This is a genomic window from Anabaena sp. TISTR 8404 (genome assembly GCF_056847745.1).
On record NZ_CP180578.1, the window covers coordinates 732,223 to 748,844 of the forward strand.

Sequence of the window (16,622 nt, forward strand, 5' to 3'; positions counted from 1 at the left end):
TAATTTTTATCAAATATAAAAGATTATTCAGAGATAACTGCATAAGTCAAATTTACCTAAAACTATTAACCTTTCAGTAGTAATAATCAGACCATTGATAACTTGAAAATATCAATTTTCAACGGAAATTTTGTGTATGGTCTGTTATTACATCCATAAAATGCTTTCTCACTACCTGCATAAGTCCATTTAAGGAAGACCATATATGCCAAGACTTGATTACTTTGCCCCTGGTGTATACGTCGAAGAAATTGATCGTGGTAGTCGCCCAATAGAAGGGGTGCAAACCAACATAGCAGCCTTTGTTGGCTTTAGCGAAGCAATACGCAATGGTGCTGAAATCGGCAAGCCGATGTTAGTTACTAGTTGGAACCAGTACCAAGAATATTTTGCTAAAGAAAATTCTGACGGTTATACAGACTTCGATGCTTACTTACCTTTTGCTGTTAACGGCTGGTTTTTGAATGGTGGCGCTCGTTGTTGGGTAGTTAGTATTGGTACTCAGTTACCAAAACCAGCCCAAGAAACTACTCAGCCAGGCCCAGACTCAACTGCACTGACACTCAAGACAAATAGCAAGCGTAATTCTTTGCAATTTAGTCTCAAACCAGAAGAAATAGAACAAGGTTCAGTTAATATCGAAATTTCGCCAAGTGAGCCGAAAACCAGCACACCCACTGACGAAAATGCTCCTGCACCAGTACCAGCAGAGTTTTTCTCAGTGGCGGTGAAGCGCAATGGCGAACAGCTGGAAAAGTTTGATAATCTGACAATGGATAGGAATGTCCAGTCAGAAGTAGGAACTTATGTAGTCACAGCACTGCAAGAATCTCAATATGTTAATGTTCAAGACCTAACACAAAAAGGACTGCCTTTAGTTCGTCGTCCTTTAGATGGTCAATTTGAAGTTAGTCCACCGCCAATTTTACCTACACAACAAAATTTAGCGCGATATGTCCAAGGCGATCGCAACGACCGCAGAGGTATTCAAGGGCTATTTGAAATTGATGAAGTCACCATAATTGCTTGTCCTGACTTGATGCGAGCTTACCAAGCTGGTCTGCTCGATGAAGATCAGATTCACGGCATTATGGAACTTATGGTTGGTTTGTGCGAAAACTCCGCACCTAATCCCCCAAACCGTATGGTAGTTTTAGATACACCACCCGACAAAATCAAGCCGCAACAGGTAAGTGATTGGCTACGGAATGACTTTCAACGTCGCTCTATGTTTGCGGCTGTGTACTATCCTTGGTTGCAAGTTCCCAACCCCCGCAAAAATGGCAAACCAATTCTTGTACCTCCTTGTGGTCACATGATGGGGATTTGGTCGCGCACCGATGAAACTAGAGGTGTATACAAAGCGCCAGCTAACGAAACTCCTCGTGGTGTCATTGGTTTGGCTTACGACTGCAACTTCCGCGAACAAGAATTGTTGAACCCTCAAGGTATTAACTGTATCCGTACCTTCCCCAACCGAGGTATCAAAGTTTGGGGTGCTAGAACTTTAGTAGAACCAGAAAAGACCGAGTGGCGTTATATTAGCGTTCGCCGTCTGATGAGCTACATCGAAAAATCTATCGAGCTTGGTACTCAATGGGTAGTGTTCGAGCCAAACGATGCAGATTTATGGGCGAGAGTACGACGCACCGTTAGCAACTTCTTAGAACGTATTTGGCGAGAAGGTGCATTGTTTGGTGCTAGTCCTGAACAAGCGTTTTATGTCAAGTGTGATGAAACAATCAACACACCTGACACCATGATTTTGGGTCGGTTGTATGTAGAAGTTGGAGTTTGTCCTGTCCGACCAGCAGAATTTGTTGTCTTCCGTATCAGTCAATGGACTGGTAAAGACGAAGAATAAAAGCACTCATTGCAAATATTTTCATTAGTCATTCCTAAGAGTTTGACTAATGACAAATAACACAATTTGTAATTCAAAAATTAAAACTTTGGAGTTGAATTATGGCAGCAACAGATGAATTGTTAGTTAGTTGTAGGTTTTACTTTGAAGCTGATGGTTTAACAGACAAACAAATTCTCGAAGTTTCCGGTTTAAGTGCCGAAAATCCAGCCGCCGGGGGTGATAAAGTATTAGGCTCAGGCAAAAGTGCCGTTAACTTACGTCAAGCTGCGCCTACTCGTGTCAAATTTACTCCTGTTACCGTCAAAGTTGTAGCAACCACTAATACAGACCTTTATAAGTGGTACGAAAATTGTAATAAGAACGAAGGTGGTCAATCACAGTGGACTTCAAATCGTAAAGCTTCTTCTATCACTGTATATGACCAAGCCGGTTCAATGAAAGCACGTTGGGAATTGCAAAATGCTTATCCCACAAAATATGAAGGGCCAAAGCTAGAAGCAAGCTCTAATGATGTGGCAAATGAAACTATTACTTTAGTTCATGAAGGTATCAAACGTATACAGTAATTATTGAGAAATTTAGGAAGTAGGAAATGATAAATCAGCAGCAACTTGCTAATTCCTACTTCCTTACTTTGGAGATGAAATGCCAAACTTAATTCAAAGATTTCCTGAAATACTCACAAGTTCGCGTTTTTATATTGAATTAAAACTTGATGGTAGTGCTGAACCAGTAGATGCTTACTTTTTAGAATGTAAAGGGTTTAAAAGTAGCCAAGATGTTATAGAAGTTTGTGAAGTTACTCCTTTACGTTGGGGTCAGGCTAAATCAGGTTTAATGGTGCGAACTAAAGTTCCAGGAAATGTCAAAGCGAACAATATTATTTTGAGTCGTGGAATGACTCAATCTGTGACTTTGTGGAAATGGTTTGAAGAAGTTCAAAAAGGAAATTGGGCAAAACAATTACGTGATGGTTCTTTGACTATTTACAATCAAGCAGGTCAAGAACAGGCAATATTTCAATTTCGTGGTGCTTGGCCAGTTAGTTATAAAGCTAGTGATCTCATTTCCCATAGTACAGAAGTGGAAATAGAAGAAATGGAAATAGCGGTTGAAATGTTCACACGCGACAAATAAATTTATATGTTACAAACAGAATTTGAGTTTACTTTACCTAAAGGATATCTTGACAACGATGGCAACTTACACTGCATTGGAGTAATGCGTTTAGCTAAGGCAATGGACGAAATTGCTCCCTTACGCGACCCTCGTGTCAAGTCAAATCCTGCATATTCTACTGTAATTATTCTTTCTCGTGTTATTACCTGTTTAGGAGCGTTAGAAGAAGTTACTCCTACAATCATCGAAGACCTTTTTGCTGCTGATCTCAACTATTTGTATCACTTCTACCGTCAGATTAATGAATTAGAAGAAGATGAAGAGGCAGAAATGATCAGTCTTAAATCTGAAGCTGTAACCATAGAAAACTAAGTTTTTTAATTGGCTGTTATTTCTTATACAAATCAATCAATAACAGCCAGACAATATATTTTAAAGGAGAGCAAGACTAATGAAATTAAGTGAGCTAGTTAACTCAATTAGTCTTAAAGCTAGAGAAATTACTAACTATATTCGTTATCCAGTTGCTAATGCTTCTATGATTATGCAGCGACGATTAAAAGAAGAATACGAAAAAATAGAAATTCCTGTTAATCAAAACAATCAACAATCAGAAAATCAAGTCCTAACAGGTAATTCTCCTAGAGTAACTATTGTAGACTCTCGGCAAATTAACGATACAAATCAATATCCTGGGGTAGCAAGTCAGACTATTCCACGATTAGCATTGCAACCAAACATTCAAATTGAAATTCCACCTCTGCAAATAAATGATGAGATACGAGGTAGAAGGGGAAGGTATCGAGTTATTAGTAAACAAGCTTTTAAGCAATCAGATAGAGTGCGTTTTTATCAAGGAATTCAAGTTGCTAATAATAAACTTGTTTTGATAAAAGAATACTTACTACCTGAAGCAGAGTTTAATCAAAAAGAAGCTAGACAATGTAAGGAAAGTTTTGAAGAACTAGCTAATATTAATCTCAAGAACGGCGGCGGACAAGATTTTCGCTTGATAGTTCCTTGGGATGCGATCGCGCCACGAGATGAAAAGCGTTGTTATCTCATTAGCGAACCTGTTGAAAATAGCATTACCCTCAGAGATTATCTAGAAAATAACCCTATGACCTCTCAACAGGTTCGTGAATTCTTAAAACAAGTCTTACAAACTCTGTGGTTTCTCCACAACCAAAGAGTACGTTTACCAAATGGCGAAGTACGTTACGGCTTACCTCATGGAAACCTCTCTCTTGATACTCTACTCATTGTTGTGAATGAGCAAAATTCGTTAGTAGAAACTCCACAATTTTTTATTTATGTCCGAGATTTAGCTCTTTGGGAAAATTTATTTCAAGCACATAATAATTCATCAATAACCCCTTCATTTATAGAAGATTTAAAAGACTTAGGCTATATTAGCTATTCTCTATTAATAGGCCAAGCAATAAATAAGACTTATCCATTAATGAATTTACAAAATGAGATATGGACAGTAAATAAAACAGATGAAGCTTTAAATTTATTTATTCTACGTCTTTTAGGAATTGAATCTTTCTTCTCTAATGCAGAACAAGCCCGCCAATCTTTGTTAGCATCACCATATATACCCACATCTTCTAAAAAACAAGATGCACAATTAATTGATGATACGAAAGAAGAATACATAGTTAATAATTCAAAATTCCTCAAGTTTATTATATTGGCTATTGTATTTAGTACTATTAGTTTTATAGGAATTGTATCCTTCCTAGTAGTTAGAAAAAATATAGCCCCAACAGTTAAACAACCAAAGAATGAATATTCTCAGATATCAGATATAGGCAATCTACCAAACGGCAACTTTATTTATACAGCCGCAATCTCTGAAGGCTCATGGGATTCTTTATATTATATAAACAAAAATCAGCGTACTAGTGTAGTTGCTTTTGGTAAAACATTTGAACAAGAACTTCAAGAACGTGGTATGAAATTAAGGCTGACTTATCAGCCTGAGTCATCCATCGAACAAGCTTCTAAAACACTGCGAAATCAAAAAGTTAGTTTTTTAATTACAAATCTAGCAGTTAATGAGCCTAATGAATTTGAGGGGACAGATTTTAAAACTCAAACTATTGCTTATGATGGCATAGTAATATTTGTACCTTTTAGTGATTCCCTGCGACAGGGAAGCATAGCTGAAGCTTTAAAGGGCAAAATTACTTTTGAACAATTGCGAAAACTATATACTGGTAAAATAACTAACTGGCAAGAAATTGATAGGAAATTACCAAACTTACCAGTAAAACTCTATATTCCAAAAGAAAGAGATGTAGTTAATCGCTTCAAAGAAGAAGTCTTTGGAAATAGTACAGAAGAAATTGAGCTTTTTGAAAGATTAATTAATAATGGATATATTACTCAACAAGAAACAAGAGAAACCCTAGGAAGCCCAATACTAGGTGATTTTGAAAATAATATTAATGGTGGAATTGGGTTTGGATTGTTTAGTAAAGTGTTTGGTCAATGTTCAGTTTATCCTTTAAGTCTAGGTGAATCTGCTAGAGAAGTACAAACTTTAGTTCAAAATAACGGCAAGGATATAAACCCAAAAACTGATTTATGCAATGACAAAGGCAGTTATCATCCAAATACTAATGTTTTTGCTAATAACATTTATCCCCTTAGTTATGCTGTGACAGTGGTTTATCCCAATAAGCCACAAAATTCTCCACCTTCTTTGGCAGCATCTAAGTTTGCTGACATACTTCAAACTGATGAAGGACAAGATTTACTTCGTGAAGCTGGACTTGTCCCCAAAAAATCAAGCAGTAATTAAAAATCTATTATGAATGAAAACTCTAAGATTACTCAGTTAGCAAATCAAATTTTGCAAGAAAGATTATTAATTCAAAAGTTAAGTAATAAAGTTTATGAATTAATGTTGCAAGATTTGCGTATCCAACGCGATCACTCTAGAAACTACAGGATATAATTATCATGGTCAAAAATAATAGCACTAATTATGAACTAAATTACGTAACAGCTAATCGCTTTTATGTAGAAATGCAAAGTAATGTGACTGCTTCTTTTAGTGAATGTTCTGGTTTGGGATTCACAATCAATAAAGAAGTATTTTCTGAAGGCGGCGTTAATGAACAACAAAGAGTTATCCTCGGTCAACCAAAGTTTTCTGATGTTATCCTCAAGCGAGGAATAACGGATGATATGGCTTTTTGGGAATGGATCAGTCAAACTAAAATACAACGCCGTAACGTGAACATTTTGCTTTTTAACCAAGCAGGCGAAACTATGCAATGCTGGACACTAATTGCTGCTGTTCCTATTGCTTGGAAAGCACCAACATTACAGGCTTCTGGTAGTACAGCAGCCATTGAAGAATTGACACTAACTTATGAAGGCATAAAAATTGCTAAATCAGGTGGTGGCGGTGCGATAAATCTTAGTAACCGACATACTTCTGGTTATTTTATTACCTAATATTTTGCTACGATAATAGCTTTTGATTAGTAGTTAATAAGATTATTCTTCTGTATTCGGTTAACAATTATGCCATTTGACCAGTTTGATTATAAAGAACATTTATTGATAAAATCCAGTCTTTGTCAGAAATTGCCATCACTACACCCCTTACCTCCTTTAGGTCATAAATTAAGTCCTTTAGGACACAAACTGCGAACAACAGCATTTTTGTCACCGCTATTTTCAAGTCAAGAAGAACTATTATATTTTGATGGAGTAATAGCAGAATATGATGCAAATCTTATAACTGATGATAGCAATAATATAAATGATGAATATAATCCAGATACAAAACCAAATACATCATCAACTAATACTCATGTAGAGTTGAGCGCTACGCAACCAAAACAAGAAATATCAGTAGAAGTTCAACCTGTTTCTAAATCGTCAAGAAATACTGATGTAGAAGCAAACGCTACACAACCAAAACGAGAAACATCAGTAGAAGTTCAACCTGTTGCTGCATCAACAAGCAATACTCATGTAGAAGCAAATGCTACTTTACCAAAACGAGAAACATCAGTAGAATTTGAATCTGTTTCTGCATCAACAAGCAATACTGATGTAGAAGCAAATGCTATTCAATCAAAACCAGAAATATCAGTAGAAGTTCAACCTGTTTCTAAATCGTCAAGAAATACTGCTGTAGAGACGAGCGCTACTCAACCAAAACCAGAAATATTAACAGAAGTTGAACCTGTTTTTCCATCATCAACTAATACTGATGTAGACTTGATCGCCTCTCAACCAAAACGAGAAACATCAGTAGAAGTTCAACTTGTTGCTGCATCAACAAGCAATTCTCATGTGGAAGCAAACGCTACGCAACCAAAACGAGAAACATCAGCAGAAGTTCAACCTGTTAATCCATCATCAACTAATACTGATGAAATTGCGATCGCTACGCAACCAAAACGAGAAACACCAGTAGAAGTTCAACCTGTTTCTACATCTTCAACCAATTCTCATGTAGAGGCGAGCGCTACTCAACCAAAACCAGAACTATCAGCAGGAGTTGAACCTGTTTTTCCATCATCAACTAATACTGGTGTAGACTTGATCGCTACCCAACCAAAACCAGAAACATCAATAGAAGTTCAACCTGTTGCTGCATCAATAAGCAATACTCATGTAGAAGCAAACGCTACGCAAACAAAACCAGAAACACCAGCAGAAGTTGAAACTGTTTCTCCATCATCAACTAATACTGGTGTAGACTTGATCGCTACCCAACCAAAACCAGAAACATCAGTAGAAGTTCAACCTGTTGCTGCATCAATAAGCAATACTCATGTAGAGGCGATCACTACGCAAACAAAACCAGAAACACCAGCAGAAGTTGAAACTGTTTCTCCATCATCAACTAATACTGATGTCGAGGCGATCGCTACGCAACCAAAACCAGAAACACCAGCAGAAGTTGAAACTGTTTCTCCATCATCAACTAATACTGATGTCGAGGCGATCGCTTCTCAACCAAAACCAGAGACACAAGCAGAAATTGAACCTGTTCCTCCAGTATTCAGCAATGTAGATGAAATTGCGATCACTACGCAACCAAAACTAGAAACATTAGCAGAATTTGAATCTGTTGCTGCATCTTCAACTAATACTGATGTCGAGGCGATCGCCTCTCAACCAAAACCAGAAACATCAGCAGAAGTTCAACCTGTTGCTGTATCAACAAGCAATACTCATGTAGAAGCAAACGCTACGCAATCAAAACCAGAACTATCAGCAGGAGTTGAACCTGTTTATCCATCATCAACTAATACTGATGAAATTGCGATCACTACCCAACCAAAACGAGAAACATCAGTAGAAGTTCAACCTGTTGCTGCATCAATAAGCAATACTCATGTAGAGGCGATCGCTACGCAAACAAAACCAGAAACACCAGTAGAAGTTCAACCTGTTTCTACATCATCAAGTAATACTGATGTAGACTTGATCGCTACACAATTAAAACCAGAATCATCAGTAAAGGTTGAACCTATTTTTCCGTTATTAACTAATACTGATGTAGTTCAACTACAACTAGAAAAATCGCACTCAGATGTAAAATCTGAAAAGGTTACTCTATCACCAACTGACACAGATTTATCAATAACTACGCATCAACCTGATTTGAAGTTATCAGAAACGTTAGACGACAAATCAAGCCCTATTCAAACTCGTCAAGATAACCTAAGTTTACCAATCATCAATCCTTTGGGACAATCATTGCCATTAGCCCAAAATTCAGACTTTTTTGTTTCTAGTTTAGTTACTGATTTTATAGAACAGCAACAAAACGAATATTTTGATTTTAACCAATCAAACAATCATACTATCTCTAGTAGTTATTTAGAAGACATCGATAACTCAAGAAATAACATAGATGGAAATAGTAATAATAGCACATATAATACGACTCAGCCTGAAGTATGGTCTAGTATTGCTGAATTACTAAATCAAACATCCGCACCAGAGAAAAATAGTTACTACGCTTTTAGTAGCAATGACAATCTAATACAGAATAAGAATTTACAAGAATTAAATTCTTCAAATTACATTTTAGAAAAAAACAACTTTAGTAATAAAGAATATATTGAGAATAGCCTAAATCTAGGGGCAAATGTTCCTAAATTTTTAGAAAAATATCAAAAATCAACACAAGAAAATAATAAAATTAAATACGAATTTAAATCTGAAGTTTTATCAAGTAATTCTCTTTTGCTTGATCAACCTAAAGCTGCTGGTTCTTCAGACTTTCATATCAACGATGAAAAAATAGAACTTCTATCTCACTATATTTATCGTTTACTAAGAGAAAAATTAACTCTAGAACAAGAAAGACTAAGTAATAAGCGTGTAGGTTATCCACTTTGGGTAAGCAACTTTACTTCTAGTTATGGAAGTTATACTCATTACAGTTCAGCATCTAATACAGCTAATTCTGAAATTGGCAAAGTAGGTACAGTAGAAGATATGAATGAGGTTCCTCTATTAAATAGCAGATTACAAGTTTTAAGTAATGAAGTTTATCTCACAATTCGCAGACGGCTAGAAATAGAACAAGAGCTACAAGGTCATTACTACACAAGAAGATAACATTCGTAAATTTATACTCGTAGCAAAGTTTATTAAGTAAATTTATGCCAGCACAAAAATCTAATACTGCTGCAAAAAAGCAAAGTCAGCGAGCACCAAAATCCAATCAAACTGCACAAAAAGCTAATCAACCTGCACAACAGCCAAACCAGTTAGGTAATCTGGTTAAAGCTAAACTAACATCTCAAGATGGTGTTCCGCCTATAAATTTCATGTTCAATCCCACTGAATTATTATTTCACAGAATTGTTGAAACATCAGAAAATTCAGGGGCGCGTACTCAAGCAAAGGGACAACCAAAAGTTAGTTTTTCTCATACAAAAGCTGACAAGATAGTCATTAATAAAATTATCTATGATACTTATGAAGATGGTTTAGACGTAGTAGAAAAATATATCGAACCATTTAAAAAAGCGATTGAATTTGTTCAAGGCAAAGAACGCCCACCTATATATACATTTAGTTGGGGAAGTAAAGAGTATTTACGGCGTTGTTTTGTCGAAAAATTAGACTACAAACTAACAATGTTTTTACCAGATGGTACGCCAGTACGTGCTGTGGTTGAAGGCTTAACTCTCAAAGAAGCTGATGAACCTAAACCTAACGCTTCTCTTGCGACTCCGGCTCCCAATAAAACAACTCGTCAATCTGATACTCCGGCAAGCAGAAACAAAAAAAATGGTAATAAAACAGGACAAAATTCTAAGGCAGCTAAAACAAGCCCAAAACCAAAAACAGGTAAAGCAAGTCCCAAGAGAAAATAAATCCCACAATTAGCTACAAATTTTCTTCAATATCACAATAATTTTTGCAATTTTGAATCTGGAGTTATCTATGCTTACTAACTACCGTGCCTTACCAAAATTAGAAATCGGCGGTATTTCCATTTCTGATGATCATGAATTAATGGATGATATTCTTCAGATTTCTGTAGAAGAAAGTCTGCATCGGCCAGGAATGTTTACCTTAGTTATTCAAAATGATTACTATCCTGGTCGAGTTGAAGAAAAACCTTGGCGCTACAAAAACTTATTACAAATTGGTAAACCGATAAAGATTGGTTTTAGATCAAGTACAACAGAATCACCAGATTTTGATGATGAAGATCCAAACGAAGTCATAGAAGGAGAAATTACTGCAATTGATACTCACTTCACAGACAAGTCACAGGCTCCCATCATAGTTCAAGGTTACGATGTATCTCATCGCTTGCATCGGGGACGCTACAACCGTTCTTTTCAACAAGTAACTGATAGTGACATTGTAAGGACAATAGCGACGCAAGCAGGCATAAAAATAGGCAGCATTGAACCTAGTGGTGTTGTCCATGATTATCTTTTTCAAGAAAATCAAACTAACATGGAGTTCTTGCGGGAACGAGCCGCAAGAATTGGTTTTGAACTGTTCATTCAAAACGGCTTACTCTACTTTCGTAAACCCAAAGCCGACCCTCAAATATTAACTCTGAAATGGTTAACAGATTTACATAGTTTTCGAGTTAGAGTCACCAGTGCTGAACAAGTTAAAGAAGTTGAAGTCAGAGGTTGGGACTACACTACAAAAAAACCGATTATAGCTAAAGCAACTGCGCCAAAGGTAATTACTAATACAAACAATGGCATTGGTACTACTACAAGCAATAAGTTTAACGGTAAACCAACCACACCAAAAATGATTGTGGTAGATCAACCAGTTTTCCAGTCCAAAGAAGCTGATATCATGGCGCAAGCATTATGTGACGAACTGGGTGGGCAATTTATTTATGCTGATGCCAAAGCTGAGGGTGATACTCAAATTCGTCCAGGGCGAGTAGTTAATTTGACAGAAATGGGGCAACATGACGGTAAATATTACATTACCGAAACTCGTCACACTTACTACGATCGCACATACATTACAGAGTTCAGTGTGCGTGGTTTGCGTGGTGGAGACTTGCTAACAACTCTTTCCCCTCCTACTCAGCTGCAACCGGGTCAAACCTTATTAGTTGGTATCGTTACTGATATCGTAGATCCTAAAGGTTTGGGTCGAGTTAAAGTCAAGTTTCCCACCCTGACAGAAGCAGATAATAGCAACTGGGCTAGAGTCGTTGGTTTAGGCGCAGGAAAGAACCGTGGTACATACTGGCTACCAGAGGTTAATGATGAAGTGCTAGTCGCCTTTGAACATGGAGATATTCACCGTCCCTATATTATTGGTGGAGTTTGGAACGGTAAAGACCCGACCCCCAGAAAAATAGCTGATACGGTTGTCAACGGAAAAGTGCGGTTACGGGAGGAAAAAACCCGTCGTGGTCACAAAGTAACATTTGTTGATGAAGATAAAGGACGTGAAAAGCGAGGTTACTATATCCAGACAGGAACCCGTACTGGTCATCGTCTGCACTTTAATGATACTGAAAGGTTTATTGAAATAAAAACTATTGGAAGACATAAAATCCGCTTAGATGATAGACAAAGGTTTATAGAAATTTTCACATCTGGAGGACAAACTATCCGTTTAAATGATGCGACTGGCAGTATAGATATTCGAGCTAGAACAATGATTAATAGCGTTGCTGCTACTTCTATCAATTCTAGAGCAGCTTCAATTTCTACTACGGCAGTTACTAACTTAATGATGAGTTCTGGTGGTACTGCTAGTATTAATGCTGGCGGTGCAATTACTATTACCGCTGGTGGAGCAATCACTATTAATGCTCCTACTATTTCACTTAATGGTTTAGTATTGATAAACGGCACACCGAGGTAAATTTTCCAGAAAAATTGCCTTCTTTTTCTTTCAACTGCATAAGTTGAATTAAGTTACAGCTAATAAGAAATTAGAAAGCTGTCAACATATTCTTATGCTTGAAGATACTGATTACCTTCTGCAAGAACCTGACTACATCGGTGCTGGATTTGCCTTTCCATTACGAGTGAATGTACAAGGCGGAGTTCAACTTAGTGCAGCAGAACCAAATATTGAAGAGTCGATTATTATCATTCTCCGCACAGATTTAGGTGAACGAGTGTATCGACCTAATTTTGGTTCCCGGTTATCTGATTTAGTTTTTGAACCACTCAGTATCCAAACTTTATTACTAATTCGGCGTTATGTCGAAGAAGCATTAGAAATGTGGGAACCACGTATCATCTTAAAACAAGTACGTGCTGAACCTGATCCGATTAGAGGTAAAGTAGATATTGTCATTGAATATCAACCTAAAAATAGTGCCGATATTCGTAGTTTAGTTTATCCATTTTATTTAGAATCACAGCAATCATTGGGAGAAATATAGTAATCATATTTGATTTGTTGATTACTCACAAAATCAGAATAGCAGTGAAGAAATAACTATTAACCATTGACTAATAACTAACAATGGAATTTGATTTTTTACCAAAATTACCAACATCAAATCTTGATGATCGTTCTTTTAAAGATTTAGTAGAGGAATGTATTCTTCGTATTCCGCGCTACTGTCCTGAGTGGACAAATCATAACCCTGGAGATCCAGGAATTACTTTAATTGAATTGTTTGCTTGGTTAACTGACCAAATGTTGCTGCGATTCAATCAAGTTCCCCGCAGAAATTATGTGGCTTTTCTAGAATTATTAGGAATTCGCCTTAATCCTCCAACACCTGCTAGGTGTGAATTGACATTTTATTTAACGACAGCACAGCCTGCTGAAGTTAGAATACCTTTTGCCACCGAAGTAGCAACGGTGCGGACAGAAACAGAGGAAGCAGTAATTTTTACTACTGATAACGAACTAGTAATTGGTAATCCACAAATTAAACATTTACTAACAGCAAATATAAACGAAGAAATACCGCAAAATTTACGCAATCGCACTCCTAATAACAGACAATGGGAAGATATCGAAGAAACTTTTTTATTTGAAGAAGTAACCCCCGGTAACTGTTTTTATCTAGTTCTAGAAGACTCAGAAAACTCCATAGCGGGGAATGTCATTGCTATTACTTTCAAAGGTGAAGCAGCCACAACTACTGGGATTAATCCTGATGATCCGCCGCGTCAATGGGAAGCTTGGAATGGTGTAAATTGGCAACCAATTCTGCGACGTAAAGATGATGATCAAACCAAAGGTTTCAGCTTTAGCGAAATCACAGAACCATTAGACGGAGCAGATATAATTTTACATTTACCCCAACAATTACCTCATACAGACTTTGGTACTAGTTTTGCAGGTCATTGGATACGTTGTGTTTATACTTATCCGAATGAAACTCAACCTAGTTATAGCCATTCTCCTAGCATAGTTGGCTTAGATATATACAGCATTGGTGGCGCAGTTAATGCTACTCAATGTATTCGGGTAGAGGAAGAATTTTTAGGGATTAGCAATGGCAAACCAGGTCAATCTTTTGAATTGCAAAGCACACCTATTTTAGACCGAATTCGAGAACAACAAGAATATATCGAAGTTAGATTACCAGATGGTGATATTCAAGATTGGATAGAAGTGCCTAACTTTGGTGCTTCTACACCAGATGACTTGCATTACACAATCGATGCTCAAACCGGGACAGTGCAATTTGGGCCTTTAGTGCGCGAACCGAGTCAAATTAGACTATTGACACAAGAAAGGTCACAAATCCAAGCTGTAGGTAGAATCATTCGTCACGAAAATGTAGACACACGCAATTTTGCCTATATTCAACCACAAGCAGCCGCTAATAATAACAGTGTGGTTCTAGATAGACAATACGGCAAAGTTCCACCTGTTGGTTCAGAAATATATATGCTGGCGTACCGCACAGGTGGAGGTAGTTGGGGTAACGTCCAAACTGGGAAAATTACTGTAATTAAACATTCTATTCCTTATGTGAAAAGCGTAATTAATTATCATCCAGCTTATGGTGGTACAGACGCAGAATCTTTAGACGAAGCTGTAATTAGAGTACCAGAAATGCTTCGTACTCGTGAATCTGCGGTTATTCCTGAAGATTTTGAGCGAGTCGCCAAAACAGCCGCTCAAAGAGCCGTTGCTCGCGTCCATGCGCTAACGAGACCAGAACAGACAACAGCTGGAATTGTGCGTTTGCTGGTGGTTCCGAAAAAAGTAGATGTAGATATTTTTGATTTTCAGCGAGGGATGAAGCCAGATGAATATTTTGATTTATCTACAGAACTGAAAACAGAAATTTTGGATTATATGAGCGATCGCAAGCCTTTGGGTGTACAAGTAAAATTGGAAGAACCAGAATATGTCGGGGTGAGTGTCGAAACAGAAGTATTCTTAGAACCACAATACAATAACCCACGCGACCAAGAAATCATCCGTTCTCAACTGCTCACAGCCCTCTATCGTTTTTTGAATCCTTTAGTAGGAGGACTCGCTCATCAAGGTTGGGAATTAGGTCGGTGTGTTTATCCCTCGGATATTTTTGCTGTGTGTCGCCAAATTCCGGGAGTGCGTTATTTAGGAGCCGTAAAACTCTATAGTTTACGTAAGTTTGATGGTGACTGGTTCCGCGCAGATATCCCAGAACCAGAAATTGATCCTGGGCCTTTGGGTCTGGCTTGTTCTTGGGATGACCAGAATTCTCAACTCCAATCTGGTCATATTATTGAATTTCGAGATTAAATTTCTCGCCAAATTATGGGGAGAAGGTTGATACCTCGTTGTAAGCAGCCTTTTACAGCTATTTTCAGGTAAATAAACTATCTTTTTTGCATCACGCAAAGGCGCATACTTCGACTGCGCTCAGTAACCGAGGCGCAAAAAAGAATGAAAACTGCTGTAACTCAGCACTCAGCACTTTTAACTCAGCACTTTTCTGATTAGGTATGACTCAAGCAATTTCTCGTGAAACTCTGGCTTTATCGCTAACGGCCATGCGATCGCCTGAAGTTTTGGCATCTAAAGGTTTTACACTCAAAGATAGCCAAGCTGACGAACCCATCGGTAACGAACTACTCCTCCAACCTGGCGAACAGGGACAGATGTTCGTGCGGCTAGAAAATGTCGCTAATCGACTACTCCGATGGAAATTACATATAGAAGGAGATTTCCCTTCAGATTGGTGTGAGTGGAATCAAACAGAGTTTGCAGAAATTGCTCCCAATCAAAAGGTGGAAACAGAGATCAGCTTTTTAGTCCCAGAAGATTTTTTTGAAAATCAATCAAGTCTGCATCCTCAGAACCCACGATTGCAACTGAATTACCAAAGTCAGGTTTATCTATATATACAAGAAGGAAGCGAACAAAGGCTCATACAGTATCGCATCTTCAACCTTTCGGTACGACCGAGTAGTTCTTACCTGGATTATTTACCCGCACTTTACCGAGAGGTAGACTTTGTAAAAAGATTTGTCAGTATTTTAGAGCAGGCTTTTGACCCAGCAGTGCAAACTCTAGATACTCTTTGGGCATATCTTGATCCACTCACTGCGCCTAGGGCAATGCTACCTTTTTTAGCTTATTGGGTAGGTTGGGAAATGGATAGCAGGTGGGACATTGAAAAACAAAGGCTGTTAATTCGGAATGCGATCGCTCTTTATCGTTGGCATGGTACTCGATATGGTTTACGCTTGTACATCCACCTTTATACAGGCTTACCTTTAGAGCAAATCAATATCAGAGAAGTTTTTGACCTTGGTTTTGTCATGGGGCCAACCCGTATAGGTGAAGATTCTATGCTCGGAGGTGGTTGTCCCTATCATTTTATCGTTGAACTGCGGGTGCAACAGTCTGAGCAAATCAATGAAACATTGGTCAGAGAAGTTATTGAACGTCAAAAACCAGCTTTTTGTACTTATGACCTAGACATTCAGTACTTCTAGAATCTTCTTATTTGCTATTTATTATTAATTAGGGTTTGTCAATCTATAAATAGGAAGATAAATGGTCAAATCTCAGATTAATTTACCAAATTAAATTCTGTATAGCTCATTTAGGACAAGAATTTGCAGTATTAAATATTATCTTGAGAAATATAAATTTGGAGACCGATAAATATTTGATCAATCTCGCTTATATGCTTTAATAAATACCTGTGTGTGATCAACTTTACTAC

At 37.5% G+C, this 16,622-nt stretch carries 13 protein-coding genes; all 13 read left to right on the plus strand.

The window, feature by feature from the left end; genetic code table 11:
• Positions 1–205: 205 nt before the first annotated feature.
• Positions 206–1,864 (plus strand): phage tail sheath family protein, encoded by a 1,659-nt coding sequence (locus tag ACMX3D_RS03180; RefSeq protein WP_482750038.1) that lies wholly within the window; start codon positions 206–208, stop codon positions 1,862–1,864.
• A gap of 101 nt (positions 1,865–1,965) precedes the next feature.
• On the plus strand, positions 1,966–2,433 hold the full coding sequence (locus tag ACMX3D_RS03185) for a phage tail protein (protein WP_482750039.1): 468 nt from the start codon (positions 1,966–1,968) through the stop codon (positions 2,431–2,433).
• A gap of 79 nt (positions 2,434–2,512) precedes the next feature.
• The gene (locus ACMX3D_RS03190) at positions 2,513–3,004 is read left to right on the plus strand and encodes a phage tail protein (RefSeq protein WP_482750040.1); all 492 of its coding nucleotides are present in this window, start codon (positions 2,513–2,515) and stop codon (positions 3,002–3,004) included.
• A 6-nt stretch (positions 3,005–3,010) separates the two neighbouring features.
• Positions 3,011–3,358, plus strand: coding sequence for a hypothetical protein (locus ACMX3D_RS03195; protein WP_482750041.1), 348 nt, complete (start codon positions 3,011–3,013; stop codon positions 3,356–3,358).
• Positions 3,359–3,437: 79 nt separating this feature from the next.
• Positions 3,438–5,798, plus strand: a complete 2,361-nt coding sequence (locus ACMX3D_RS03200; protein ID WP_482750042.1) for a PstS family phosphate ABC transporter substrate-binding protein — start codon at positions 3,438–3,440, stop codon at positions 5,796–5,798.
• Positions 5,799–5,807: 9 nt separating this feature from the next.
• Positions 5,808–5,954 (plus strand): hypothetical protein, encoded by a 147-nt coding sequence (locus ACMX3D_RS03205; protein ID WP_482750043.1) that lies wholly within the window; start codon positions 5,808–5,810, stop codon positions 5,952–5,954.
• 5 nt (positions 5,955–5,959) lie between these two features.
• Positions 5,960–6,460, plus strand: coding sequence for a phage tail protein (locus ACMX3D_RS03210; RefSeq protein WP_482750044.1), 501 nt, complete (start codon positions 5,960–5,962; stop codon positions 6,458–6,460).
• A gap of 69 nt (positions 6,461–6,529) precedes the next feature.
• Complete coding sequence (locus ACMX3D_RS03215; protein WP_482750045.1) at positions 6,530–9,595, plus strand: hypothetical protein; 3,066 nt, start codon at positions 6,530–6,532, stop codon at positions 9,593–9,595.
• Positions 9,596–9,639: 44 nt separating this feature from the next.
• A complete protein-coding gene (locus ACMX3D_RS03220; RefSeq protein WP_482750046.1) occupies positions 9,640–10,359 on the plus strand; it encodes a CIS tube protein in 720 nt (239 codons plus the stop codon).
• Between the two features lie 70 nt (positions 10,360–10,429).
• Entirely contained in the window at positions 10,430–12,346 is a 1,917-nt protein-coding gene (locus ACMX3D_RS03225) for a VgrG-related protein (RefSeq protein WP_482750047.1), read from the plus strand.
• Between the two features lie 94 nt (positions 12,347–12,440).
• The gene (locus ACMX3D_RS03230; protein ID WP_482750048.1) at positions 12,441–12,875 is read left to right on the plus strand and encodes a GPW/gp25 family protein; all 435 of its coding nucleotides are present in this window, start codon (positions 12,441–12,443) and stop codon (positions 12,873–12,875) included.
• 83 nt (positions 12,876–12,958) lie between these two features.
• On the plus strand, positions 12,959–15,190 hold the full coding sequence (locus ACMX3D_RS03235; RefSeq protein WP_482750049.1) for a putative baseplate assembly protein: 2,232 nt from the start codon (positions 12,959–12,961) through the stop codon (positions 15,188–15,190).
• A 203-nt stretch (positions 15,191–15,393) separates the two neighbouring features.
• Positions 15,394–16,389, plus strand: coding sequence for a phage tail protein (locus ACMX3D_RS03240; RefSeq protein ID WP_482750050.1), 996 nt, complete (start codon positions 15,394–15,396; stop codon positions 16,387–16,389).
• The last annotated feature ends 233 nt before the right edge of the window (positions 16,390–16,622 follow it).

Bases quoted from the DNA above. Each gene is read 5' to 3' on its own strand.
- ACMX3D_RS03215 (WP_482750045.1), top strand. From the start codon at position 6,530: ATGCCATTTGACCAGTTTGATTATAAAGAACATTTATTGATAAAATCC.
- ACMX3D_RS03225 (WP_482750047.1), top strand. From the start codon at position 10,430: ATGCTTACTAACTACCGTGCCTTACCAAAATTAGAAATCGGCGGTATT.
- ACMX3D_RS03185 (WP_482750039.1), top strand. From the start codon at position 1,966: ATGGCAGCAACAGATGAATTGTTAGTTAGTTGTAGGTTTTACTTTGAA.
- ACMX3D_RS03210 (WP_482750044.1), top strand. From the start codon at position 5,960: ATGGTCAAAAATAATAGCACTAATTATGAACTAAATTACGTAACAGCT.
- ACMX3D_RS03220 (WP_482750046.1), top strand. From the start codon at position 9,640: ATGCCAGCACAAAAATCTAATACTGCTGCAAAAAAGCAAAGTCAGCGA.
- ACMX3D_RS03230 (WP_482750048.1), top strand. From the start codon at position 12,441: ATGCTTGAAGATACTGATTACCTTCTGCAAGAACCTGACTACATCGGT.
- ACMX3D_RS03235 (WP_482750049.1), top strand. From the start codon at position 12,959: ATGGAATTTGATTTTTTACCAAAATTACCAACATCAAATCTTGATGAT.
- ACMX3D_RS03240 (WP_482750050.1), top strand. From the start codon at position 15,394: ATGACTCAAGCAATTTCTCGTGAAACTCTGGCTTTATCGCTAACGGCC.
- ACMX3D_RS03190 (WP_482750040.1), top strand. From the start codon at position 2,513: ATGCCAAACTTAATTCAAAGATTTCCTGAAATACTCACAAGTTCGCGT.
- ACMX3D_RS03195 (WP_482750041.1), top strand. From the start codon at position 3,011: ATGTTACAAACAGAATTTGAGTTTACTTTACCTAAAGGATATCTTGAC.
- ACMX3D_RS03200 (WP_482750042.1), top strand. From the start codon at position 3,438: ATGAAATTAAGTGAGCTAGTTAACTCAATTAGTCTTAAAGCTAGAGAA.
- ACMX3D_RS03205 (WP_482750043.1), top strand. From the start codon at position 5,808: ATGAATGAAAACTCTAAGATTACTCAGTTAGCAAATCAAATTTTGCAA.
- ACMX3D_RS03180 (WP_482750038.1), top strand. From the start codon at position 206: ATGCCAAGACTTGATTACTTTGCCCCTGGTGTATACGTCGAAGAAATT.